The 25,124-nt window shown below is 38.7% G+C and carries 24 protein-coding genes; 18 read left to right on the top strand and 6 right to left on the bottom strand.

Annotation, left to right across the window (positions count from 1 at the left end; genetic code table 11):
• Positions 1-130: 130 nt before the first annotated feature.
• Positions 131-619: a hypothetical protein gene (locus WBF63_RS10455; protein WP_424369660.1), complete on the top strand. Its 489-nt coding sequence runs from the start codon at positions 131-133 to the stop codon at positions 617-619.
• A gap of 50 nt (positions 620-669) precedes the next feature.
• On the opposite strand, the gene surE is transcribed toward WBF63_RS10455, so the two are convergent.
• Positions 670-1,452, bottom strand: coding sequence for a 5'/3'-nucleotidase SurE (surE, locus tag WBF63_RS10450; protein ID WP_424369659.1), 783 nt, complete (start codon positions 1,450-1,452; stop codon positions 670-672).
• A gap of 100 nt (positions 1,453-1,552) precedes the next feature.
• Here surE and WBF63_RS10445 point away from each other — a divergent pair, with 100 nt between their 5' ends.
• The 3 genes from WBF63_RS10445 to WBF63_RS10435 all read left to right on the top strand — a co-directional run bounded on the left by WBF63_RS10445 (position 1,553) and on the right by WBF63_RS10435 (position 5,594).
• Positions 1,553-3,610, top strand: a complete 2,058-nt coding sequence (locus WBF63_RS10445; RefSeq protein WP_424369658.1) for a carboxy terminal-processing peptidase — start codon at positions 1,553-1,555, stop codon at positions 3,608-3,610.
• A 5-nt stretch (positions 3,611-3,615) separates the two neighbouring features.
• On the top strand, positions 3,616-4,725 hold the full coding sequence (locus tag WBF63_RS10440) for an ABC transporter permease (protein ID WP_424369657.1): 1,110 nt from the start codon (positions 3,616-3,618) through the stop codon (positions 4,723-4,725).
• 170 nt (positions 4,726-4,895) lie between these two features.
• Positions 4,896-5,594 (top strand): hypothetical protein, encoded by a 699-nt coding sequence (locus WBF63_RS10435; protein ID WP_424369656.1) that lies wholly within the window; start codon positions 4,896-4,898, stop codon positions 5,592-5,594.
• 44 nt (positions 5,595-5,638) lie between these two features.
• On the opposite strand, the gene WBF63_RS10430 is transcribed toward WBF63_RS10435, so the two are convergent.
• From WBF63_RS10430 to WBF63_RS10420, 3 genes are all read right to left on the bottom strand, one after another.
• Positions 5,639-5,818 (bottom strand): CPXCG motif-containing cysteine-rich protein, encoded by a 180-nt coding sequence (locus WBF63_RS10430; RefSeq protein WP_424369655.1) that lies wholly within the window; start codon positions 5,816-5,818, stop codon positions 5,639-5,641.
• A 63-nt stretch (positions 5,819-5,881) separates the two neighbouring features.
• Positions 5,882-6,535: a CoA transferase subunit B gene (locus WBF63_RS10425; protein ID WP_424369654.1), complete on the bottom strand. Its 654-nt coding sequence runs from the start codon at positions 6,533-6,535 to the stop codon at positions 5,882-5,884.
• 73 nt (positions 6,536-6,608) lie between these two features.
• Positions 6,609-7,310 (bottom strand): CoA transferase subunit A, encoded by a 702-nt coding sequence (locus tag WBF63_RS10420; protein ID WP_424369653.1) that lies wholly within the window; start codon positions 7,308-7,310, stop codon positions 6,609-6,611.
• Between the two features lie 80 nt (positions 7,311-7,390).
• Here WBF63_RS10420 and WBF63_RS10415 point away from each other — a divergent pair, with 80 nt between their 5' ends.
• The 13 genes from WBF63_RS10415 to WBF63_RS10355 all read left to right on the top strand — a co-directional run bounded on the left by WBF63_RS10415 (position 7,391) and on the right by WBF63_RS10355 (position 20,297).
• Positions 7,391-8,032 (top strand): O-methyltransferase, encoded by a 642-nt coding sequence (locus tag WBF63_RS10415; RefSeq protein ID WP_424369652.1) that lies wholly within the window; start codon positions 7,391-7,393, stop codon positions 8,030-8,032.
• A gap of 38 nt (positions 8,033-8,070) precedes the next feature.
• Positions 8,071-8,832, top strand: coding sequence for an NlpC/P60 family protein (locus tag WBF63_RS10410; protein WP_424369651.1), 762 nt, complete (start codon positions 8,071-8,073; stop codon positions 8,830-8,832).
• Between the two features lie 161 nt (positions 8,833-8,993).
• Entirely contained in the window at positions 8,994-10,019 is a 1,026-nt protein-coding gene (locus WBF63_RS10405; RefSeq protein WP_424369650.1) for a rod shape-determining protein, read from the top strand.
• Between the two features lie 7 nt (positions 10,020-10,026).
• Positions 10,027-10,881 (top strand): rod shape-determining protein MreC, encoded by an 855-nt coding sequence (gene mreC / locus WBF63_RS10400; protein WP_424369649.1) that lies wholly within the window; start codon positions 10,027-10,029, stop codon positions 10,879-10,881.
• Positions 10,868-11,383 (top strand): rod shape-determining protein MreD, encoded by a 516-nt coding sequence (locus WBF63_RS10395; protein ID WP_424369648.1) that lies wholly within the window; start codon positions 10,868-10,870, stop codon positions 11,381-11,383. The genes mreC and WBF63_RS10395 overlap by 14 nt, the downstream gene beginning before the upstream one ends.
• Complete coding sequence (mrdA, locus tag WBF63_RS10390) at positions 11,380-13,308, top strand: penicillin-binding protein 2 (RefSeq protein ID WP_424369647.1); 1,929 nt, start codon at positions 11,380-11,382, stop codon at positions 13,306-13,308. The genes WBF63_RS10395 and mrdA overlap by 4 nt, the downstream gene beginning before the upstream one ends.
• Positions 13,277-14,806 carry a rod shape-determining protein RodA gene (gene rodA, locus WBF63_RS10385; protein ID WP_424369646.1) on the top strand — a complete coding sequence of 510 codons (1,530 nt, stop codon included), beginning with the start codon at positions 13,277-13,279 and terminating at the stop codon, positions 14,804-14,806. The genes mrdA and rodA overlap by 32 nt, the downstream gene beginning before the upstream one ends.
• A 105-nt stretch (positions 14,807-14,911) precedes the next feature.
• Positions 14,912-16,228, top strand: a complete 1,317-nt coding sequence (locus WBF63_RS10380; protein ID WP_424369645.1) for an aspartyl protease family protein — start codon at positions 14,912-14,914, stop codon at positions 16,226-16,228.
• A gap of 223 nt (positions 16,229-16,451) precedes the next feature.
• Positions 16,452-16,775, top strand: a complete 324-nt coding sequence (locus WBF63_RS10375) for a hypothetical protein (protein ID WP_424369644.1) — start codon at positions 16,452-16,454, stop codon at positions 16,773-16,775.
• A 278-nt stretch (positions 16,776-17,053) separates the two neighbouring features.
• Entirely contained in the window at positions 17,054-17,485 is a 432-nt protein-coding gene (locus tag WBF63_RS10370; RefSeq protein WP_424369643.1) for a deoxycytidylate deaminase, read from the top strand.
• A gap of 3 nt (positions 17,486-17,488) precedes the next feature.
• A complete protein-coding gene (locus WBF63_RS10365; protein ID WP_424369642.1) occupies positions 17,489-19,069 on the top strand; it encodes a S41 family peptidase in 1,581 nt (526 codons plus the stop codon).
• A 1-nt stretch (position 19,070) separates the two neighbouring features.
• The gene (xerD, locus tag WBF63_RS10360) at positions 19,071-19,991 is read left to right on the top strand and encodes a site-specific tyrosine recombinase XerD (protein WP_424369641.1); all 921 of its coding nucleotides are present in this window, start codon (positions 19,071-19,073) and stop codon (positions 19,989-19,991) included.
• A gap of 36 nt (positions 19,992-20,027) precedes the next feature.
• Positions 20,028-20,297 carry a hypothetical protein gene (locus WBF63_RS10355; RefSeq protein WP_424369640.1) on the top strand — a complete coding sequence of 90 codons (270 nt, stop codon included), beginning with the start codon at positions 20,028-20,030 and terminating at the stop codon, positions 20,295-20,297.
• A gap of 198 nt (positions 20,298-20,495) precedes the next feature.
• Here WBF63_RS10355 and WBF63_RS10350 read toward each other — a convergent pair whose 3' ends face one another.
• Both WBF63_RS10350 and WBF63_RS10345 read right to left on the bottom strand, forming a co-directional pair.
• Positions 20,496-23,321, bottom strand: a complete 2,826-nt coding sequence (locus WBF63_RS10350) for a hypothetical protein (RefSeq protein WP_424369639.1) — start codon at positions 23,319-23,321, stop codon at positions 20,496-20,498.
• Between the two features lie 66 nt (positions 23,322-23,387).
• Positions 23,388-23,885, bottom strand: a complete 498-nt coding sequence (locus WBF63_RS10345) for a Smr/MutS family protein (protein ID WP_424369638.1) — start codon at positions 23,883-23,885, stop codon at positions 23,388-23,390.
• A gap of 118 nt (positions 23,886-24,003) precedes the next feature.
• Between WBF63_RS10345 and WBF63_RS10340 the strand changes: the two genes are divergently transcribed.
• On the top strand, positions 24,004-25,113 hold the full coding sequence (locus WBF63_RS10340; protein WP_424369637.1) for a hypothetical protein: 1,110 nt from the start codon (positions 24,004-24,006) through the stop codon (positions 25,111-25,113).
• The last annotated feature ends 11 nt before the right edge of the window (positions 25,114-25,124 follow it).

Genomic DNA, 25,124 nt, shown 5'->3' with positions numbered 1-25,124 from the left:
TCCAAAATTCTTTCGTAATTTGCATGTAAGTTGTTCATTGTAAATGTTTTGTGGTTAAAACAATTTACTGATTTTCAATCAGATGAACAACTTTTTTTTTATTAATTCATAATGCACAACGGGTTTTATTATGAAAAAATTAATCCTAAGTATCTCAGCAATTGCTTTGAGTGTTTTCACTTTAAATTCATGTGAACCAAAAAATCAGAATGAAAATTTAGATAATAATTACCCCAACGACACTATTGAAGCCATTGACACCGTTTACTCTTATGATTCTGATTGGGAACGAGCTGAACAAAACCTGAAAGATGCCGAACAAAGATTAATCGAAGCTAAAGAAAGTGGTGATCAGGTAGCACAAGAGGCAGCACAAAAAGCCAGAGATGATGCCAAAGCTGCTTGGGAAGCAATAAAAAATCAAGCTAACAAAACTGCAGACGCAGTTGAAGAAGGCACAAAAGACGCTGTTGAAGGCGTAAAGAAAGTAGCCAATGATGTTGGTGAAGCTACATCTGAAGCTTATCAGAACACAAAAGAAGGTGTTAAAGATGCTGCTGAAGATGTTAAGGAAGGAGCTGATAAAGCAGCCCAAGACATCAAAAACATTGGCAAATAAACCTTTGAAAATCCTGATTCAAGAGCCGTTTGTAACGGCTCTTGTTATTTTCATAAATCCCAATGGCTCATTTCGGCGATGAAATGATGTGCGGTCATATCATATTGAATCGGCACCACCGAAATGAAACCATCCTCAAGCGCACGTTCATCTGTATCTTCCCCTTTGTCACGATTTTCAAATTTACCGGTCAGCCAGTAATAAGTTCTTCCGCGCGGATCTTTTCTTTCATCATAATCTTCTACCCAAACGGCTTTGGCCTGTCGGCAGACTTTAGTTCCTTTCAGCTTATCTTTGCTAAGTTTCGGGATATTCACATTTAAAACCATTCCCTTCGGCATTTCTTTATCAATGGATTCCTTCACAATTTTTTTTATATAATCTTCGGCCGCAAAAAAATCTGCACTGTAAGAAAAATCACAAAGCGAAAAACCTATGGCAGGAATCCCTTCAATTCCCGCTTCCACCGCCGCCGACATGGTTCCCGAATAAATCACATTGATTGAAGAATTTGAACCATGATTGATTCCCGACACGCATAAATCCGGTCTGCGCGGAAGAATCCGGGTGATGGCAAGCTTCACACAATCCACTGGCGTTCCTGAACAAGCCCATTCCCGATCTGATTGTGGACCCTCGTCTATTTTTATTTTTTCGCAAAACAAAGTCGAGTTAATTGTAATGGCATGCCCCATACCACTCTGAGGGCTGTCGGGCGCTACTACATAAACCTCACCTATTTCGTTCATCATCTGTACCAGCGCACGAACTCCCGGCGCTGTAATTCCGTCATCATTTGTTACCAGAATCAATGGTTTTTCCTTAGATTTCATTTATATTTGAATGTTTTTTGCCCAAATTTACTTAAACTATTTTTTGGCTCTAAATTTGTTTCTAAAATTAAACATTACCTAACAAGGATTTTATATGCTGATGAAAAAAACATTTGTACTGTTGTCGTTTCTTTCTATGTGTTTTCTGGCCTTTTGCTTTTGCACCCCAGGAAATCAAACTGATGATACAAAAATTAAAACTATTATTAAAAACATACGGAATACACTGACTTATATGCATTATCGGCCACAGATAATCAATGATAGTTTTTCCGAAGATGTTTTTAATATGTATTTCGAAAAAATTGACCCCAACAAAAGATACTTACTTCAGTCGGATTATGAGGAATTCAAAAAGGATTTTCACAATCTGGATGATTATTTCAATAATCAGGATCTAAGATTTTTCCATGCAACTATCGATACATTGTTTCAACGATATAAAGAAGCAAAAGAATATTCAGAAGATATTTTAAAAGAACCTTTTGATTTCTCAAAAGACGAAGACTTTCCAATTGGAGATGATGCTATTCAGTATGCAAAATCCAAAGCAGAAGCCAAAGACCTTTGGAGAAAATACCTAAAATACAACACCTTAACAGAAATAATTCGACTGCAAGAAGACTCAACTAAAATGAATAAGCCTTTTGCAGAACTTGAAAAAGAAGCAAGAGAAACGGTTTCAGAAACCATTGCCGATTTCTTCAGAAGACAAGCGCAGCTTAAAAAAGATCGATATTTAACGCATTACATTAATTCGTTTACCGAAAAATATGATCCGCATACAAGTTATTTTTCACCTGACGATAAAGATGATTTCGATGTAAATATTTCCGGACAATTAGAAGGAATCGGTGCCCGACTTCAGGACAAAAAAGGTTATGCGACCATCATGGAACTCGTAATCGGGGGACCTGCCTGGAAAGACGGACAAATTGAAGTGGGCGACCAGATTACGCATGTGAAACAAAAAGGCGAAGATGCGGTCAACATAGTCGGGATGCTTTTAGACGAAGCCATTCGGCACATTCGAGGTAAAAAAGGAACCGAAGTTACGCTTACTGTGAAGAAGAAAGACGGAACAAGCAAAGACGTAAAACTGATTCGTGATGTAATCGAACAAGATGAAGTTTTCGCCCGAAGCGCAATCATCGAGGACGGAGGTAATAAATACGGAATTATTTATCTGCCTGAATTCTATACAAATTTCAACGACAGAAACGGCCGTGATCCTTCGGACGATATCACCAAAGAAATCAACGAACTGAAAAAAGAAAACATAAAAGGATTAATTTTTGACATCCGCTACAACGGTGGCGGATCATTGGAAGAAGTGGTTGAAATCGCTGGTTTATTTATCCCAAAAGGCCCGATTGTTCAAGTAAAACGAAGTGACGGACAACTGAGAATTCACGAGGATAAAGATCCTTCGGTTCTATATGATGGCCCACTTGTAATCATGGTCAATGAGCTGTCGGCATCGGCATCTGAAATCCTGGCAGCGGCTATGCAAGACTATGGTCGTGCGGTAATCGTGGGAAGTCATAAGACTTTTGGAAAAGGAACTGTTCAAACATTTATTCCGCTTGACCAACGTACTTTCAACCCGGACGAATACGGTGCCCTCAAACTTACCATTCAGAAATTTTATCGTGTGAACGGAGGTTCAACTCAGTTAAGAGGTGTAACACCTGATATTGTGATGACTGATTTATTAACTTACGCTGACATCAGTGAATCCAATTCGCACGATGCATTACCTTGGGATCAGATCAAACCGGTTAAATTTGAGCCTTGGAGTCAAACTTTTGATTTAGATATGGTAAAAGCAAAAAGTGAAGCAAGGTTGAAAAATCATGCTTATCTCGGCTTGATTGACAAAGCTGCGAGATATTATCAGGATCTTGATAAAATTGATCGGATCCCATTAAATATCGAGAAATTTAAAGCTGACAGGAAAAACCGTGAAGAATTTGCCAAACAATTCGATTCACTTGAAGTGTACAAAACCAAATTGAAAATTTCTTCACCGGCTTTTGAGCTTCCGAAATTTGAAAATGACACAGTGCTTCGCGAAAGAAGAAAAGACTGGCATAAAAACTTGTCCAATGATTTCTATTTGGAAGAGTCTGTCAATATTCTGAAAGATATTTCTTAACGGGAATGGAAAAACCTACAGGCTCATTTAACCAGAATGCTGTTCGCAAAATCAAAAAAAATCCGCTTGGGATTATTTCATTTTCTTTGATTGTGCTGGCAGCTTTGGTGACGATTTTCGCCTATGGAATTTCCTCTGACAAAGTCACAGACGCCAATCAGCAGAATGTGATTCTGGCTCATAAACCTATGGGTTATACCCAAAAGATTCTGGAGGTTCCGCTCGAAAATTACACAAAAACGAATTCAATTAAGGATTTCTTTTTTGGCAAACAAGTTGAAACCGATCAGATTGCCATTAATTCTTATGAAATGCGGAAAGACTCCATCCTTTACACGCCTTATTTGGGTGAAGGTTTCTCTGGCGAAACTACCGGAATTTCCTTGAAAGAATGGACAGAAAAAGGTATTTCCCACCAGGAAATCGAACAGGATTTCATCTACGACAAAAAATTCATCTTGGGAACTGATTCTTATGGAAGAGACTTTTTCTCCCGATTGGTAATCGGAACTCGGATTTCTTTCCTGATCGGATTCATAGCCGTTTTCATTTCACTGGTAGTTGGAATTCCGATTGGCGCAATCGGCGGATATTATCGTGGGAAAACGGATGACATCATCATGTGGCTCATCAATGTTGTTTGGTCAATTCCTACATTGCTTTTGGTCATTGCTATCACGCTTGCATTGGGCAAAGGATTCTGGCAGATATTTGTCGCAGTCGGCCTGACGATGTGGGTGGAAGTTGCCAGAGTAGTCCGCGGACAATTTATCAGTTACCGTGAAAGAGAATTTGTAGAAGCCGCCAGAGCTCTTGGATTCAGCGACAGGCGGATTATTTTTAAGGAAATCCTACCCAACATCCTAGCACCTGTCATTGTAATTTCTGCGGCTAATTTCGCAGCAGCTATTTTGGTTGAAAGCGGACTCAGCTTTTTGGGAATCGGTGCGCAGCCTCCTACTCCTTCCTGGGGAAATTTAATCAAAGAAAATTATTCACACATCATTATCGGTGAACCTCATCTGGCCTTGTTTCCCGGCATTTCTATTATGATAATTGTACTGGCATTTAATGTGTTTGGGAATGTACTCCGCGATGCTTTTGATGTAAAATAATTCAATCACAAAAAAATGTCTTTATTTTATTTTTAATTTAAATTGATTTGTCCTAAATTAGTCAAATTTCCTATTAACCTAATCTTTATAGGACTGACAACTTATAAAGATTCTTTTTGCGTCTTTATATTTCCGTTGGTTAAAACGTGAAACATTAAAAACTCAATAACATGAAAAACAAATTTACACTCTTCATCCTATCCATTGGTTTTGGCATTACAGGCTATGCCCAAGTAGGGATTGGCACAGATGACCCTCAAGCTACTTTGGATGTAAATGGAAACGTTAAGATTAGAACCACTCCGGAAGTAAGCTCACTTACCAGTGACCATTATATATTGGTAAAAGATCAGTCAACATCGGGAGATCACGAAATTTCTCAAATAAGCTCTTCTTATTTCACTGCCGCTACTGCCTATGCAGCTGAAAGTGATGGCGGTTGGTCACTCTTAGATTTAGGTATATCCGGCACCAACTGGAACAGAATTAATTTAAGCAGCGGAGATACTACTATTGGAGATCCTACTCATTTTGTAAACGGCACCTACACCGCACCAAGCTCGGGCGTTTATATGGTGAATTATGAGTTTCAACTCCAAAGTGGGGTGAACATTGACTTACTTGGTAATAAAAGTTTGGGATTAATTAAAAATGGAGATGTTATTCATGAAAAAGAATTCGATGCCGTTCGGGTTGTTGTAGGTGTTATCAATCTGGCTACGGTGCCTGTAACATCCACAAACCTTAGTTCTATAGTACAACTAAATGCCGGTGACACACTTACTTTTGCAGTAGAAACGGATGGTGTAGACCTCGGACTTCTCACTGACAACAAAGTTTCACTATATGTATATAAAGTCGCCAATTAAGATTTAAATTATAAATGAAAAGGGCTTCCAAAAGGAAGCCTTTTTCAATCTATCTTACTGACATTTAACCCAATCAATTCTCCGTTTTCACAAGTTGCGGTTATTTCGATAGGATTGCAACATACTTCACAATCTTCTACATATTTCTGAAAAGAAACCGATGTATCTATCAACATCGATATCTCTTCCCAACAATGCGGACAAGTAAAAAACTGTTCGTGCATATTTTATTTTGAATTAACTTGTAGATTCCACCTTCGTCGGAATGACAATAGAAGATTTTCAAATTAAAAAACCATCTCCGGAATTTCTCCTTCTACGATTAAATCTCCTTCGGTAGCCTTTTGAATTTGTTCAACAGTAACGCCCGGTGCTCTTTCCAGCAATCGGAAACTCCCGTTTTCAATGCTCATCACGCAGAGATCAGTTACCACTTTTTTCACGCAATTTACACCGGTCAAAGGAAGTGTACACTTTTTCAGAAGTTTGGACTCTCCGGCTTTGTTGGTGTGCATCATCGCCACGATGATATTTTCGGCCGAAGCTACCAAATCCATTGCACCGCCCATTCCTTTCACCATTTTTCCAGGAATTTTCCAGTTGGCGATGTCTCCATTTTGGTCTACTTCCATCGCTCCGAGAACCGTCAAGTCCACATGTTTTCCACGAATCATCCCAAAACTCATCGCCGAATCAAAAAAAGCGGCGCCCGGCATAGTGGTGATGGTTTGTTTTCCCGCATTGATCAGGTCGGGATCTTCCTCGCCTTCAAAAGGGAAAGGTCCCATTCCAAGTACACCGTTTTCACTCTGGAACTCCACTTCAATTCCTTGCGGAATATAATTGGCCACCAAAGTCGGAATACCGATTCCCAGGTTGACGTAATATTTATCTTTCAGCTCTCTGGCTATTCTTTGTGCGATTTGTTCTTTTGTAAGCATCTTTTTTTTTCTGTGTTGATTGTTAGATTTCAGATTTAGAATCTTTCCTCAAATTAACTTTAAACTTTGAACCTTAAACTCTTTGTCGAACGGTTCTCTGCTCAATTCTCTTTTCATATTTCTCTCCCTGGAAAATCCGCTGGACAAAAATCCCCGGAATGTGAATTTGGTTCGGATCCAATTCACCGGCAGGAACGAGTTCTTCTACTTCTGCCACTGTTATTTTTCCGGCTCCGGTCATTGGTGCATTGAAGTTTCTTGCGGTTCCTTTGAAAATTAGATTTCCGGCTTCATCGCCTTTCCAAGCTTTGACAAAGGAAAAATCGGCTTTATAAGCCATTTCCAATACATACATTTTCCCATCAAATTCACGAGTTTCTTTTCCTTCGGCCACCTCCGTTCCAAATCCGGCAGGCGTCCAAATAGCTGGAAAACCATGTTGAGCTGCTCGACATTTTTCAGCAAGCGTACCTTGTGGCGTAAGCTCCACTTCCATTTCACCGCTCAACATCTGACGTTCAAATTCAGCATTTTCACCTACGTAGGAAGCAATCATTTTTTTGATTTGTTTTTGTTTCAACAACAATCCCAGTCCAAAATCATCCACGCCGGCATTGTTGGAAATACAAGTAATATTTTTCACATTTAAGCGAACAAGTTCCGCAATGATATTTTCGGGAATTCCGCAAAGACCAAACCCTCCAACAATAAAAGTCATTCCGTCTTGAACTCCTTCCAATGCAACTTGAACATTATCTACTTTCTTATTAATCATTTCGTTTGTTTTGATTGCCGATAAAAATACAAAATAATTTTAGCGAAAGCTGTATTTTTGTTGGGATTAAAAGGATTTGAATGGATATTTTATCACAAGAACTGGAAAATTACCTTTCCTTACATTTTTCCCCTGAAACTGATTTATTGAAAAAGCTTGAGAAAGAAACTTTTCAGAAAACGACTCAGCCACAAATGCTTTCAGGTGGATATCAGGGACGTTTGTTAAGTTTGATTTCGAAATTAATTCGTCCCAATAGAATTCTGGAAATTGGAACTTTCACCGGTTATGCCACTTTATGTTTGGCCGAAGGTTTGTCAAAAGACGGGAAAATCATCACCATCGACCGAAATGAAGAACTGATGTATCTTCCCAAGAAATATTTTGCCGAGTCCGATTATTCTCAGCAAATTGAATTCAGAATCGGAAATGCGATGGATGTTTTGGATGAATTGGACGAGAAATTTGATTTGATTTTCATCGATGCCGATAAATCGAATTACATAAATTATTACGAAAAGGTTTTGGAAAAAATGAATCCTGGGGGTGTAATTCTTGCTGACAATGTTCTCTGGTACGGAAAAGTTTTGCAGGAAACCAAAGCCAATGATAAGGATACCAAAATTCTGAAGGAATTCAATGAATTAACCGCAAAAGACCCGAGAGTTGAATCCATCATTTTGCCGGTTCGGGATGGCATCAGTTTAATAAGAAAAAACTGATTTCTTTTGAATTCTAATTAAAAATTCTAAATTTCAGCATGAAATACGCAGTTTGTCAGGTCAGTGTATCGCCTTTGCGCGCCGAACCTTCCGACCGTTCGGAAATGGTAACCCAGATTTTATTTGGTGAAAAAGCAGAAGTTCTGGAAACAAAAAAAAACTGGATCAAAATTAAAGCTGATTTTGACGGGTATGAAGGTTGGGCTGATCAGAAACAATTTCTGGAAATCACGGAAGAAGAATTCAACACCCTTCAAAACGACAAATTTGCATCGGAAAGCTTCAACCTTGCAGTGGAAAATGATATGCCTTTGACACTTCCGATGGCTGCTAATCTTTGCAATCTCAACGAAGGAAAAATCAAATTCGGAAATAAAGAAATCGAATATCTAGGTGAATTCCACGAAGGAAATTTCACAAAATCCGACATCCCAAATTTGGTGTCTATGTATCTAAACACGCCTTACCTCTGGGGTGGAAAATCAGTTTTTGGGATAGATTGTTCCGGTTTCGTTCAACAAGTTTATAAATTTTGTGGTGTGAAACTACCTCGGGATGCTTATCAGCAAGCAGAAATCGGCGAAGCTTTGAGTTTTGTGGAAGAAGCAGAACCAGGCGACCTTGCATTTTTTGATAATCCGGAAGGGAGGATTATTCATGTAGGAATAATTCTGGATGAAAACAAAATCATTCATTCGCATGGAAAGGTGAGAATCGACCCTATTGACATTACCGGAATTTTCAACACAGACACTCAAACTTATTCGCATAAACTCAGAGTGATAAGACGAATTTTATAATTCTGATAATCAATTTATTGGAGGATTCGATGTCGGAATTAACATCAAATGTTCATAATTCTTCATTTTTTCTTAAAAAAGACAATTTTTAGCCACCTAAACTCGTTATAAATTATCTATTTTTGTAACCTCTTACAAAGAATAAAAGTTTTAGAGTTTAAATGAAATTATTTAATTTTTTTACGCAGGAAGTTGCCATTGACCTGGGAACGGCCAACACACTAATTATTCATAACAACAAAGTTGTAGTTGACAGCCCGTCAATCGTTGCTATTGACAGGCGAACCAATAAAGTGATCGCCGTAGGGGAAAAGGCCAAGCACATGCAAGGTAAAACCCACGACGATATCAAAACCATCCGTCCGCTGAAAGATGGAGTAATTGCAGATTTTGAAGCTTCTGAATTCATGATCCGTGAATTCATCAAACAGATTCCGGGGATTCGCGGAAAGTTTTTCTCGCCTTCACTTCGCATTGTGATTTGTATTCCTTCTGGAATTACTGAAGTTGAAAAACGTGCGGTAAAAGACTCTGCTGCACACGTGAATGCAAAAGACGTAAGGTTGATTTACGAACCGATGGCAGCTGCAATCGGGGTAGGAATTGACGTTCAGCTTCCAAAAGGAAATATGATCATCGATATAGGAGGTGGAACTTCTGAAATCGCGGTTTTGGCGCTGGGAGGAATTGTTTGTGACAAATCAGTAAAAATTGCCGGAGATGTTTTCACAAACGACATCGCCTACTATCTGAGAAGTCATCACAATCTGTATATTGGTGAAAGAACTGCAGAACGTGTAAAAATCGAAGTAGGTGCAGCAATTGAAGATTTGGAGCACGAACCGGAAGACATGGCGGTTCAGGGTCGTGATTTGATCACGGGAAAACCAAAAGAAATCACGGTTAATTACAAGGAAATCGCAAGAGCTCTCGACAAATCGATTCTGCGTATTGAGGATGCGGTTATGGAAACACTTTCGCAAACTCCGCCCGAACTGGCTGCTGATATTTACAACACCGGAATTTATATGGCCGGTGGTGGTTCTATGCTTCGCGGACTGGATCAGCGAATCAGCAAGAAAACAGGATTGCCTGTTTTCCTGGCAGATGATCCGTTAAGAGCCGTAGTTCGCGGAACCGGAATTGCTTTGAAAAATATTGACAAGTTTACTTTCTTAATGAAATAATTGAGATATGCAATTCATCCTTAATCCCATCATCAAGAATGGATTGTTTCTCTTTTACGTCTTATTGTCCCTGCTTGCTTTTTTGTTTATGTTCAGGCAAAAGGTTTATCATAAAGCGGTGCTGGACAAAACAAGTACACAATTCAGTGGATATGTAGATGAACGGATTTCAAATGCCACTCAATTCATCCATCTGAAAGACGATAACCGTGATTTGCAAAAAGAAAATGCCGAATTGCGCAAGCAACTGGAAAAACTGAAAGGCGAAATATCTGAATCCAATCTTCCGAGTGGCCCTATCACCAATCTGGAATTTCACCAGACTTATCGTTTTGTGCCAGTGGAAGTCATCAATAATTCGGTAATGAAAAACCACAATATGCTGACCATCAACAAAGGTTCACGACAGGGAATTGAAAAAGGGATGGGCGTGATTTCGGGAAATGGCGTTATCGGATATGTGTATAAAACTTCGGAAAATTATGCACGGGTAATGTCCACACTGAACCTGAACACCAAAATCACTGCACAAATCAAAAGTAACCGATATTTCGGAACGCTAATCTGGGACGGAAAAGATGCCCGCTATGCTCGTCTTCAGGAAATTCCGAAATACATTGAAGTAGAAAAAGGAGACACCATTGAAACCGACGGGAAATCAGGTGTAATTCCCGGAGGAATTATGTTGGGAACCGTAGTCAATTCAGAAATTGATGAAGTTACCGGAGAACTCGACATTTTGGTAAAACTCAAAGAAGATTTTGCCCGACTTCGTTATGCGCAGGTCGTGGTAAATCTTGAAAAAAAGGAATTAAAAGAAGTAGAAAAAATAGACAGCACGGCTCAAAATGCTCAACCTTAGACTTTTAGGAAATATTGTAATTATTGTATTCTTGGTTTTACTGCAAGCATTGATTTTCAGTAAGATCAATTTCAACCATATTGCCACGCCGTACATTTACATTTTGTTCATATTGCTCTATCCGGCTTACCGCAACCGATATCTTTTTTTGCTGTTGTGTTTTCTTTTGGGATGGGGCGTGGATTTATTTGAAGACACCGGGGGGATTCATGCTTTTGCTTCGATCACAATCGGATTTTTGAGTAAACATATCATACGAATGGTTTCGGGAACCAAATTTTTTGAACTGGAAGAATTCCGTTATTCCGATTTTAATGCGGGGCAATGGATTTTTTATACGGTTCTGATGGTTTTCATTCATCATTTTCTATTGTTCTTCATGGAAAGTCTGTCCTTTTCAAATTTCGGCGGAATTATGAAAAGAACCGTTTTCTGTTCGGCATTTACGCTTCTGTTTGTTTATTTCTACTTAATTTTGTTTAGAAAGAGAGCGGAAAGATGAAGAAGATTTATGTGATCTCTGCCATAGTGCTGATGATTATCGGATTGTTTATCTGGCGGTTGTATTACTTGCAACTTTCCACCGACCGATACAAACTGAACGCCATCAACACTTCCATCAAACAGGAAATCATTTTTCCAAACCGTGGCGACATCCTAGACCGTAACGGAGTTCTGCTTGTAAGTAATACGTATAGTTATGAGTTGAATGTAATTCCAGCTTTGATTACTGAGGAATTTGACACAGCTGATTTTTGCGAAATGGCGGGCATCAAAGTTTCTGACTTCCACCAAAGATTATTGCAAATTAAAGAGGAAAAACATTACCGCGGGCTTTCTCCTTATCCGCTTGTCAAAAATATTTCGAGAGAAAATTATGCCCGGATTCAGGAGCAACTTTACCTCTATCCGTCCATGTCCATCGTGAAAAGACCTGAACGAAAATACATGGTAAACACCGCCGGAAACATTTTGGGCTACATCAACGAAGCGAACGAAGCCTACATCAAAACCGATTCAACTTATTACAGGCCGGGCGATTTGGTCGGGATTTCCGGAGTAGAAAAATCCTACGAAAAAGAGTTAAGAGGCGTAAAAGGAGTAAAAAACTATGTGGCCGACCGCTTGATGAAATCGGTAGGACCTTATAAAGACGGCGAATATGACCAACCAGCCAAAAGCGGAAAAACTATCACACTGACCATTGATTACGAATTACAACAATATGCTGAAAAATTATTGCAAAATAAAAGAGGCGCCATCGTAGCACTTGATCCTAAAACAGGCGAAATCCTTGCAATGGCTTCTGCACCTACAGTTGACCCAAATCTTTACCTGAACTCTGTTACCCGAAATGAAGTATTACGCGATACGATTTCCATGCCCAATTATGATCGTGCCACCCAGGGAACTTATCCGCCTGGATCAACTTTCAAAATGATCACGGCGTTGGCAGGATTGCAAATGGGAACCCTGCACGCAGACTCAACCGGATATGTATGTAAACATGGATTCCGACACGGACGAATGAAAATCGCTTGTCACTGCGGACAATACTATCGCCCGATTTCATTGAGACTTGCCATTGCTAAATCTTGCAATAATTATTTTTCCGAAGCCTATCGGGATATCGTTCAGAAATATCCCAATGACTATGCAAAAGGAATGGACGAATGGAAAGAAATTATGTCTAGCTTTGGTTTAGGTGTTTATTTAAACAATGATTTGGCTGTCGGAAGTTCAGGACTCATTCCCTCTGGAAATTTTTACAACAATCGGTATGGTGAAGGAAAATGGAATCCGCTTCAGATGATTTTTAACGGAATGGGACAAGGAGACATTACCACTACTCCACTCCAAATGGCTAATTTTACAGCTATTATTGCCAACAAAGGTTCTTTTTACACACCGCACATCGTGAAGGAAATTGATGGAGAATCTCAGAGCGATCCACGTTTTACCCAAATAAAAAAAACGCTCGTAGATTCTCGTCATTTTATTCCCGTAATAGAAGGAATGGAGCAAGTCTTCACTAACGGAACTGCGCGAGCATACATTACAAAAGAATTTACACAAGCAGGAAAAACCGGAACAGCACAGAATCCCCACGGACAGGATCACTCGCTTTTCACCTTGATTGCTCCTGTGGAAGACCCAAAAATTGTAGTGGCTGTCATAGTTGAAAACGGTTATTGGGGAGGAAGATGGGCTGCGCCCATGTCCACGCTGATTGCAGAAAAATATTTAACAGATACCATCAAACGTCCGCATTTGGAAACACGAATGGTAAACGGAAGTTTAGAAGGAGAATACAGAAAACAGTGGATTGAATACCTGAAAAGAAAAGGATGGTATGTTGAACCCGTTAAAAAAGACAGTTTAAAAACAGATAACAGTGAGCCAAAGCAGATCGTTAAGAGGAATTGACTGGACCACCATCATTATGTGTCTGGTGCTCATAGCCTTCGGGATTATGAACATCTATTCTGTTGATCCCGACAAAGGAATGAAACAACTGCTTTTCTTCGGATTAAGTTTTGTACTAATTTTTGGTCTGATTTCGCTTTCCTCTACTACTTCAAACTTTTTTGAAGTTTACAGTCCGATTTTATACATCGGTGCCATTGTACTTCTGATTGCTGTACTTATATTCGGAAAAGAAATTAACGGAGCCAAAGCCTGGTTCAACTTCGGATTTGTGAGTTTCCAGCCCGCAGAGGTGGCCAAACTCGCCACCGGACTTCTCCTGGCCAATTATGTCACATCGCCTTCGGTAGAAATAAATTCCAGGCGAACGATTATCACTGCTTTCACCATTATAGCCATTCCGGTAGGATTAATTCTTTTACAACCGGATTTGGGATCTGTATTGGTTTTCAGTGCGTTTATCGTTGCACTTTACCGTGAAGGATTTTCAGCTTGGTATATATTTATTCCGGTGATTGGAGGCGCTCTTTTCCTGCTTTCCATTTCTTATCCGGCTTATTATGTACTTACGGCTCTTGGGTTTTTGACAACCATTATCTGTCTTTTTATTATTGCCTTTACGTACAACCGGACTTTGCTCAAAAATATAATGGGCGTTCAGCTCGGACTCATTGTTTTCTTTATCCTGCTGATGCTAATGCAGACATTCTTCCCGGAACTGGGTGCAATTGCCGATGAAACTGCCAAACATTATGCCGACCCTTCCAATCTGGCCTTCAATGTTTATTTCTATTCGGCATTGGGACTGGTTTTGGCACTAGTTTCCGCTTTGTCGGTTTCCTATTTCATTTTGAGGGACAATGCAGATTCGCCTTATAAAATGTTCAGCTCTGAATTTGGTTCCAACCAGACTTATGAAGTGGCGATTATCGCAACGGTTGTTTTTATTATCATTTCAGGAATTTCACTTTTCTCTTCGAGTATTTACACAGAATTGCCCAAACACCAACAGGAACGGATTATGGTTCTTTTTGAAGGAGAGAAAAAGTACCGGGATACTTCGGGGTATAATCTTCTTTATTCCAAAACCGCTATCGGTTCAGGTGATCTTTTAGGCAAGGGGTATTTGCAGGGAACGGTAAAAATGGGAAAATTTGTGCCGGAACAATCAACTGATTATATTTTCTGTACTGTTGGAGAAGAATGGGGATTTGTAGGAAGTTCGCTTCTGGTCATTTTCTACGGATTATTTATTTTAAGAATTTACTATCTCGCCGAATCCCAGCGAAGTGAATTTTCAAGGTTTTTCGGCTATTCGGTCGCAACCATATTTCTTATTCATTACTTTATCAATATCGCAATGGTAATGGGACTTTTCCCGACTGTGGGAATTCCGCTTCCATTTTTCAGTTATGGAGGAAGTTCACTCTGGGCATTTATAACACTAACGACTATTTTCCTGATTCTCAATTACAAAGACAAGCAAAGTCTTATTTAAATTTCTACGGATTATTTCACTTCTGAATTTGATTTCCTTCGGTTTACTTGAATTGGAGTAAAATTTTAACCTTTTTCCACTTAAAACTTTTGTAAATTAGATTTGATGAAAAGGAAAAATAGCCTGTTGTTTCTGATAATACTGCTACTGTCGCAACTAAATTTTGCACAGGATTTTAAAATTGAAAACGACAGAAATAAATTTTCCGTTTATTTTCAGGATGTCGGCAACCTCATCATCGTTCCGATTTCCATCAACGGTTCGGTTCCTTTGAACTTTGCAATTGACACCGGTTCGCCCTATACCATCATCACCAACTTGAACGCCATTCGTCATTTCCAATTAAAAAAGGGAAATTCCGTAACCATTTCAGGACTGGGAAAAGACATTATGAATCTCGAAGCCTATCTTTCAAAAAACAATTCCATTCAAATCGGAAAAGCAACTTCGGAAACGACCGACATTGTATTACTGTTCGAAGAAGGATTTGATTTGAGCAGCAGGTTTGGGATTCCCATTTACGGCATACTCGGATATGATATTCTGAAAGATTTCGTAGTAAAGGTTAATTATGTTCAGAAAAAAATCACGTTCTACAATCCTGAATACTTCCATTCGCGCACAAGACTGAATAAATACACGATAATTCCACTCGAAATCCGAGGGAAAAAACCTTATTTGAAACTGGATTCCCAAATCAACAATAAAAATGTCGAACTAAATTTACTCATTGACACGGGAAGCTCAGAAGCACTTTGGCTATTTGAAAACCCTGAAAACCAAATTGTTATTTCAGGTCCTTTTATTGAAGATTATTTGGGTTACGGACTGAACGGCGAAATACACGGAAAGAAAACCCGGATTCCGCAATTGAATTTAGGCAAATATCAACTCGAAAACCTGACCACTTCTTTTCCCGACAGTATTTCCATTGCCAACATAGCCCGGATCAACCGAAACGGAACCGTTGGCTCAGAAGTTTTACGCCGGTTTACCACGATTTATGATTACCGCAACCGGAATTTATATGTGAAGAAAAACAAGTATTTCAAAGATGAATACCATTATAATCTCGCCGGATTGGAATTGTATCAACCTTATCCTGATTTACCTTATCTCGAAGTTGCTTACATCAGGAAAGGTTCGCCTGCCTATAAAGCAGGTTTAAAAAAAGGAGATGCCATACGTTTGGTTAATGAGAAGAAAATCAGCGTTTTCCGGGTTAATCAGTTCCAAGAAAAGTTTGATGCACAGGAATCCAATGTAATTTATGTAGAAGGTAAAAAACGTGAATCTATCACCTTGCCCGAAATCATTGAACTTTTCAAAAGCAAAGTTGGGGAAAAAATTCACATCGTTTATACAAGAGAGGAAAGTGATGTGGAAAGAACCGCTTCCTTCGTACTTAAAAAATCGATTTAGCTATCCGATTAAAACAAGAAATGCTTGATATTTATATCCTATTTTTGTAGTTGAAAGGTAACACCCGCAAGGTTCACTGCTTACATAACCTCGCAGTTTTGGGAGGATTCTATTTCAAAAGAAGCATTCTCATATAAATTCAAGATCTTCAGAAAAAGTAATGGGAAGTATGAATATTATAAAAGCTATGACATTAAGAGTAGGTATTAAAAATATGCGATAAATGAAAAAGAGGTACAAAATCCTTATCCCTGTAGTAATAATAATTGGTTTTATTTGTTTTTTTGAAGTAAAGGGATTTTTAGAGAGAAAAAGAATTATTGGAAATGAAATAAATGAAACCATTGTTTCTATAAATAATAATTGGACAGGAGGAAGAAGTTATGATTATATTACTAAAAGCAATTATAAAATAACTTTAATAAATAATGACACACTCTCTATAGGAGATTCAATATCCAAAAAAGCAAACAATAATAAATATGATATTTTTCGAAAGAAAGAAGGCAGTTATTATTTTTTAAGAAGTTACTATGTTGGTAAGTAAGATTGATGTATCACACGTGTTGATACGATAAATTAAAAGTAAAATTGATTTTCATCCTACGCTACTGCTGTTCAGATTTGCTATTTGCACCTTAAAAATTCATTTAATTTTCAACCGTTTAAAACCAAACATAAATGAAAATTGCGAGCGAAAGCAATCTTCTTCTCATCATGCACGTGATGGCTTCGTACCTCGCCATGACCTCCTCATCCCACCGAAAACCATTAAAATTTTCTTAATTAAATCAATCATTCTCATTCTTTTTCTAACTTGCGGCTATGAAGGAAGCTAAACAGTTAAAGTATGACAAAGCCTATCTGAAAATGGCTTTGGAATGGGGAAAATTGTCACATTGTAAAAGAAGACAAGTGGGCGCTTTAATTGTAAAAGACCGAATGATCATTTCAGACGGATACAACGGTACGCCCAGCGGATTTGAAAACCATTGTGAAGATGATGAAGGCTACACCAAATGGTACGTTTTGCACGCCGAAGCCAATGCCATTTTAAAAGTTGCTTCATCCACGCAAAGCTGCAAAGGCGCAACCCTTTACATCACACTTTCACCCTGCAAAGAATGCAGCAAACTCATTCATCAGGCGGGAATTGTGCGAGTGGTCTATCTACAGGAATACAAAGACAATTCGGGAATAGAATTTTTGAGAAATGCAGACGTGAAACTAACGCAAATAAATGAAGAAGAACTGTAAAAAATGAGGACATTCCTTAAAATCCTGAACCTCGTACTAATGGTGCTGATTATTTTGCTTGCGGGATTTATGCTCGGAAGAAAATACGACATTGCCATCGACGAAAACGACAAACTTGTCGGACTCGAATACAGCGCCAACGAACAGAAAATCAGACGATTGGTCTCACTGATTGACGACCAATATATGGAAGAAGTGAACACCGACAGTCTGGTGGACAAGGCCATCAATCAGATTGTAGGACAACTCGATCCACACAGCACTTACCTGAACAAAGAAACCCTGAAAAAAGTAACCCGCGAAATGAGCGGAAGTTATCAGGGAATTGGTGTTCAAATCAGGAGAATGGATGATACTTTGACCATTACCCAGGTTTTACGTCAAAGTCCGAATTTTCAAAATCTGATGATTGGAGATCAAGTATTGAAAATTGACAGTGTGAACATTGTGGGGATGAGTTCCGAAAATGCGCAGAAAATATTCAATGAAATTAATTCGGATGAAGTTGCCCTCACACTCAAACGAAATTCAGCAGAAATCATTGTGAACGCCAAAAAAGGAAATGTTCCTTTGCCAAGTGTGGTTTCACATTTCAAAATCAATGAAGATTTAGGTTACATCAAACTGGTTCGTTTTGCAGAAAAATCGGCAGACGAAGTACACGATGCGCTCAAAGATTTAAAAAATCAGGGAATGAAATCTCTGGTTTTGGATTTACGTGGAAATCCGGGCGGAATCATGAAAGTGGCCGAACAAATTGCCGACGAATTCCTCAAAAAAAATGAACTCATCGTTTATACACAGGACAAAGAAGAAAAACGAAAATACATTTATGCCACCAACAAAGGTCTTTTTGAAGATGGAAAAATTTATGTTTTGATCGACGAAGGTTCGGCATCTGCCAGCGAAATTGTCGCCGGTGCTTTGCAGGAATACGGTCGCGCGACCATCATCGGGCGCCGATCTTACGGAAAAGGATTGGTTCAGCGGGAAATTCATCTGGGTGACGGAACAAGAGTCCGGCTGACGGTTGCGCATTATTACACACCGTCGGGGCGTTCCATTCAGCGTCCTTATGACAAAGGAAAACAGGATTATTCCGAAGAACTGTACCGACGTGTGCGAAGCGGCGAACTCCTCTCGGAAGACAGCATCAAAGTCAATAAAGAACTGGAATACAAAACACCATCGGGCAAAATCGTTTATGGCGGCGGCGGAATTATTCCGGATGAATTTGTAGCGGTCGATACCACCCAATTGAAAGGCTGGATTATGCAGAACGCTTATTCGGACAACAACCAGAATTTCTTCTTCAATAAAATTATGGAAAATCGTTACAATCCATTCTGGATGAACGAAAAATGGTTTTTGAAGCATAACGACATCACACCGATTTATGAAGAATACCTCGGTACTTTGGGTATTTTGCCGGAGCGTGTAAATGAGGAGGAAGAAGCTTTGATGAAGAATTTCATCCGTTCGGCGATTGCGGAAGAACTTTTCGGAACCAATGCGCTTTACAAAGCTTGGTGGCCGGAAGACAATATGATCCAACGCGTACTGGAACTGGAAACAAAATCTTAAAATGGACTGGCAAGAAGCGCTTTCTGAATACCGGACTTACCTAAAACTCGAAAAATCTCTTTCGCCTAATACGATTGAGTCCTATTTACGGGATTTAAGAAAGTTGGAAAGTTTTTCTGAAAATCCACCAATGAAAGTTTCATCGTCTGATTTGGATGAATTTCTTTATCAGTACGCCAAAGAGAATTTTGCACCAAGATCTCAGGCACGATTGATTTCATCGGTCAAAAGTTTTTTCAATTATTTGCAATGGGAAGAATGGCGAGCCGACAATCCGGCGGAACTGCTGGAAACCCCAAAACTGGGAATGAAACTGCCCGATACTTTATCGGAAAAAGAGATTGACCAATTAATTGCGCAAATTGATTTAAGTTTACCGGAAGGCGAAAGAAATCGCGCCATTCTCGAAACGCTTTATGGATGTGGACTTAGGGTTTCTGAACTGACGGAATTAAAACTTTCGGATTTGTTTTTTGAAGAAAATTTCATTCGGGTAATCGGCAAGGGAAACAAGCAAAGGTTAATTCCGATTTCGAATTACACCATTAAATTCATCAATATTTACCGAAACGAAATTCGGGTGCATATTCCCATTCAAAAAGGATTTGAAGATTATCTTTTCCTGAACCGAAGAGGAAAAAAACTTACGCGGGTGATGATTTTCACCATCATCAAACAACTGACCGAAAAAGCCGGAATTCGCAAAAAAATCAGTCCGCACACCTTCCGACATTCCTTTGCCACGCATTTGTTGAAAAACGGAGCCGACCTTCGTTCCATCCAAATGATGCTTGGGCACGAAAGCATTACCACTACCGAAATTTACACTCATCTGGACGATACGATGATCCGCGAAGCTGTGCTAAAATATCATCCGAGAAATTCGGAAAATAAGGATTCAGACAATAACCAAAAGTCATAAATTCAAAAATTCTTATCTTTACGTAAACATTTCACGATGGATATTCAGGCAACAAAATTGGAATTAATCAAAATGCTGATGGAAGTAGATAAAGTTTCTATTTTACAGGAAATAAAAGAAGTTTTACGTTCTGAAGCCAATTTCGCTTCGGAAGAAATAGTCGCCTATACTACAAAGGGAGAGGCTTTGACAAAAGAGCAATACATCCGATCACTAAAAGAAATTAGTGAAGAAATAAAAAACGGTGCTCAAACTTTTTCCTCTGAAGAAGTATTGGAATATGTCTTAAATCAAGACAAACGATGAAAGTCTGATGGTCAAAGCGATCAAGAGAAAGTTTAGCAAATATTTACGACTACATCTTCGAAGATAGTCCCCAAAACGCCGAAATGGTTATTAAAACTTTAAATCATTTATGAAAGAACTGAAAATGATGTAATCATTTTGGATGTTTTCAATGTCAATCAAAATCCCGGTAAATTACTCAGTTTGAAATCCTAAATTCTAATACCACCCTCTTCTCAAATAATTAATGATACTACTCAGGTTGAAATTAAACGTAAACCGAACTCTTTCCCAATATTTATCCATCGCAGGTTCAAATCCGAGTGAAGACTGAACGGGCAGATAAAATTCCAGAAAATCGGGGATGACCTTGAATTTAATTCCGGTATCATAAATGAATTCTGCGTGTTGAAATTTATTTTTGTAAACACCGAAATCGGCATAAATATCGAGCATATTCAGCACCGGATAATCCACATTCGTTGATACAATCCATTGATTGACCGTAAAATCCAACTGTGATTTAAAACCGGCTTCGGCCATCACATATTGCTGACTCAAAATCCCGGAACTTTCCGAACGCCCCAATAAATTCAGGTTGAATGCATAATCCGAAACTTTACTCACCCCAAAATTGAAATAATCGGTATTGCTTTTATTCTGAATGAAACTTCCCGCAAAAACTCGGACGCTCAATTGCTTTTTGGGTGCAAACCGCCAACGATAATGAATTTCACCCATCACTTTCTGAAAAGACTCCGTCGTTTGCAAAGTCATCGAACCATACGACTCATTGATGTAATCGGGTTTGGAATAATAATAGGTCAAATTCCACAAACCGTATTGGTCCTCATCGGTTTGAATTTCAAATTCCGGCACTTCCTTGTCCAGATTGTCATAACTGAAAATAAATCCGTGCGAAAGGGTTTCCCGCGGATCTTTTTTGAAACTCGTCATCAGATAACCCGACCATTTGAGATAAGTTAAATCACGGTCGTAATGTTCATATTTGGCTGAAGCGCCCAAAGTTATCGAACGGAAAATCGATTTTTGCGGTGTAAACGTATTCTGAATTCCACCACTTCCGGCAATTTTTCCGGTTCCGGTAGAAATTTTCGGCGTGATGTTCCATTTAAAAGGTCGCGTCAGCAGGGATTGATTGTGAAACCTCATCCCAATCAGGAATTTGTCGTAATTGTTCCAACGAATTTGCGGGTTCATAAAAATCTGGGAATATTCCGGATTTTCGATATCGGAATATAATTTAAACTGCAGTTTCTTCCCATTTTTAAAAAAACCTCGGGTTCGGATGAAATTATCTCGGTCGTTAAATTCCGGAAAAAGATACCCCGGGTTGAGTTCGATTTTGTCATAATCGCCTTTGGGAAAAGAAACAATTGTCTTTTTTTCTTTGGAAGTAAACCATTCTTCGGCCACAGGAATTCCACTTTTGGAAGCCACCACCTGAAACGGACCGGAAAATTCTGTTTTGTTTTTGATTTTAATTTCCAAACCCTCATCCGTCTCTTTTGCATTGACGAGTTTGAAATTAATTTTGTCTTTTTTATCAATATAATCCTCAAAAAACCAAGTTAAATCTTTGGGCGAATTTTCAATCAGATAATTCCTGAAATCCATTTGCGAAATATGTTTTCCACGATTTGCTTCACTGAAATTTTTAACCATTTCGTAGAAAGTTCCGTTTTCCAGATATTCGTCCATCAGGTAAAAAGTCAAACCGGTTTTGAAACCGCTCATCGCAATCTGGTTCATATTGCTCAACTCATCAAATGGCGTATTGATCGGCTGGTCATAATTCTGTCGCGACAAATAAAGATACAGAAATTTATAGCGATCGTTCATTTTCAATCGGGCGGCGTGAAAGAAATACAAAGGCTTAATTCCCAGTAATTTTATATTGTCGGGAAGATGTCCGGCGAGTTTTAATTTAGGGAAATTTTCGTCCACATATTTCATCATCAGGTAAAATTGCAGTCCGTTTTTGAGCCAGTGATCCTCGATTTTATTGACCGAAAAAAGTCGGTCGATGTATTCGTAACTCAGAATTTGAAATAGTTTCAATGCATTTTTTTCCTCTTCGGTAAATAATTTCACTTCAAAAAGCCAGGCATCCAAATCATCGACACCGAAATATTCCTGTTCCTTTTTGGTTTTGTATGAAATGAATAATTTATCAGAAGGAAGTTCTCCCAAATGTTCTTTGAGAAACTGAATCTGAGCAGGTAAAATCGAATCAATGATCGGCTTTTCAATGCTGTCGTATCCAAAGCCAAAATCTACATTTAATCCTGAAATTTCATCCGAATAAGAATGTCTTTCTTCTTTATTTTTGGTTAAATAAATCCTGAAATGTTCCAGATTTCCAGCCGTCCAGAATTCTTCATTTTTTTCAAGATCGGTTGAGATCAAATAATTTTCGGGATACTCAATTTTCAACTGATAATAAGAAGGATAAGCAGAAAGTTCCTCAAAATCTTTGTAATGTTGAAGTACCCAATTTCCGTTTGAATTCAGGGTTGCGGGCTGTAGAAAAAAATATTTCAATAAGTAATTTCCTTTCTCAGTTCGCCCATAGCGCGTCACGGCATCAAAGGGAATTTTCACCGTATATTCTGCTTTTAGTCGGATGATTTCTCCTTTTTTCCAGGGTTTTTCAAGTTCAATTTTTAAGAATTCACGTTCTTGTTCTTGGTAAAGAATCTTATCATTTTCATCATTCAATAATATTAAATCTCTTGCGCCTCCGCGGTCTTCCCGTTCCGAAAAATGCAAAGCGCCTTTTCGGTCCTGAAGTTTGACTTTGTTCAATACGGTAAGTTTACCCGAATAAGCATTTGCCCAAGCGTGCAAATAAACTTCTGTGAGTGTTTTCTGAGATTGATTTAAGAGAACAAATTCTTGTTTTACATGAAGTTCGTGGCGAGTGGAATCGAGTTTCACATCGAGATAAATCGAATCGGTTTGCTGGGAAAACAAAAATCCAAAGTAGAAAATCCAAAAAACACACGCATACAATTTTCCCATTGCCGAAAATGTCAGATGTAAATTTGTTTTATTTTTTTCTGATTACCAAGTTTTTAACAGAATAACTCAGCGCAAGCTCACTTCGGTGGCTCCGCCATTGTATTTGCGAAATGAAGCATCGTAAACTTCAATTTTTGTGTATTGGCTCAGAAGTTTGAGCAATTCCTTTTTTAGTTTTCCCGTTCCATGACCGTGAATAAAAATGAGTCGGCTTCGTTTTTCGGCTCGCGCCAAATCCATTTCCTCACGCACTTTATCAAGTTGAATCTGAAGCATTTCATAATTGGACAAATGCGCAAAAGAATCGACAATCTGTCCGATATGCAAATCCACTTCTTTGGGCTCTGATAAAGGTTTGGCACCGGACTTTTTAGGTAAATCAATAGGTTCCTGAATGATTACTTTTCCAATTGGCAATTCTGCATCGGGCAGTAATTCATGAGCATAAAAATTTTCTTCAAAACCAAATTCGTTCAAAATGGTCACAAGGTTTTTCTGAACGCGAAGCACCTTTCCCTTATGATCATCGTCGATTACCTTTACACTATCTCCAGCCTTGAACATTCCACAAAAATAGGAATTGTAAAATTCCACCACAAACCAATAATTTATGTTGTTTCTAGTGACTTATATCATATAAATTCTTAAATTCGATAACTTTAATTAACACGAGAACAATTTTATGAGAATTTTTTACGGTTGGATGGTACTGACATTCCTGTCTGTGCTAGTTGCTTGTTCGTCTGATGGTGATGATTTCCCGGTAATTGACGACGATGATCCGGTTGAAGTTTCACCGGTTGTATTTGATATTAATGCAGTGCCTTATCCGAAACTTTCAGATTATAATTTTTTTAAATCTCCAATGTCTGCGTTAGACCCTGTTTATGGCGTTCTTCCGTTTCAGCCTGCTTCTCAGCTCTTTACCGATTATACATCCAAAAGCCGTTTTATCTGGATGCCTGAAGGTGTAAGTGCACAATATGTTTCAGACGAAAAAATATTTAACTTTCCAAGTGGAACCATTCTGATAAAGAATTTCTATTATGATCAGGCTTTGCCTTCCAATTCAAAACGAATCATTGAAACTCGGCTAATCATCAAAAAGGATGCAGACTGGATTTTTGCCAATTATGTTTGGAATGAAGCCCAAACCGAAGCATTTTTTGACCTTGATGGGAGTTTCACCCAGGTTGATTTCGTTCATAACGGACAAACCAAAAATGTTTTTTACCGGATTCCATCCCAATCAGAATGTTTAACTTGTCACAAAACCGGTGATTCTGCCATTCCAATCGGGCCAAAACCACAAAATCTGAATTTCAAATTAAATTTTGCCGACGGACAGCAATTTCAGCTTGATAAATGGGAAGATTTTGGGTACCTGAGTTTGGGTACGCCTGCCAATATCAATTCGACGGTGGATTATAACGATGCTTCGCAGTCACTTAATGATAGGTTCAGATCCTATGTAGACATTAATTGTGCGCACTGCCACAGCGCCACCGGACATTGTAATTATTTACCGATTTTACTCGCATTTTCAGAAACGGCAAATCCTGATAATTTAGGAATCTGTGTAGTACCGAATATTGACATCAGCGGATTTATTGGAATTCCCGTTACTCATATTGTTAAACCGGGAGATCCTGTTTCATCCAATATGTATCAACGAATAAAATCTGAAGAAGAAAATATAAAAATGCCAATGATTGGAAGAAATCTGGTGCATGAAGAAGCGGTTAGTTTAACCGAACAATGGATTAACACCCTTGAGGGAGATTGTAATTAACACAAACAAAA

The sequence above is a fragment of the Moheibacter sp. genome (genome assembly GCF_049672845.1).
Lineage (GTDB): Bacteria > Bacteroidota > Bacteroidia > Flavobacteriales > Weeksellaceae > Moheibacter.
This window is presented reverse-complemented; position numbering and strand designations above follow the sequence as displayed.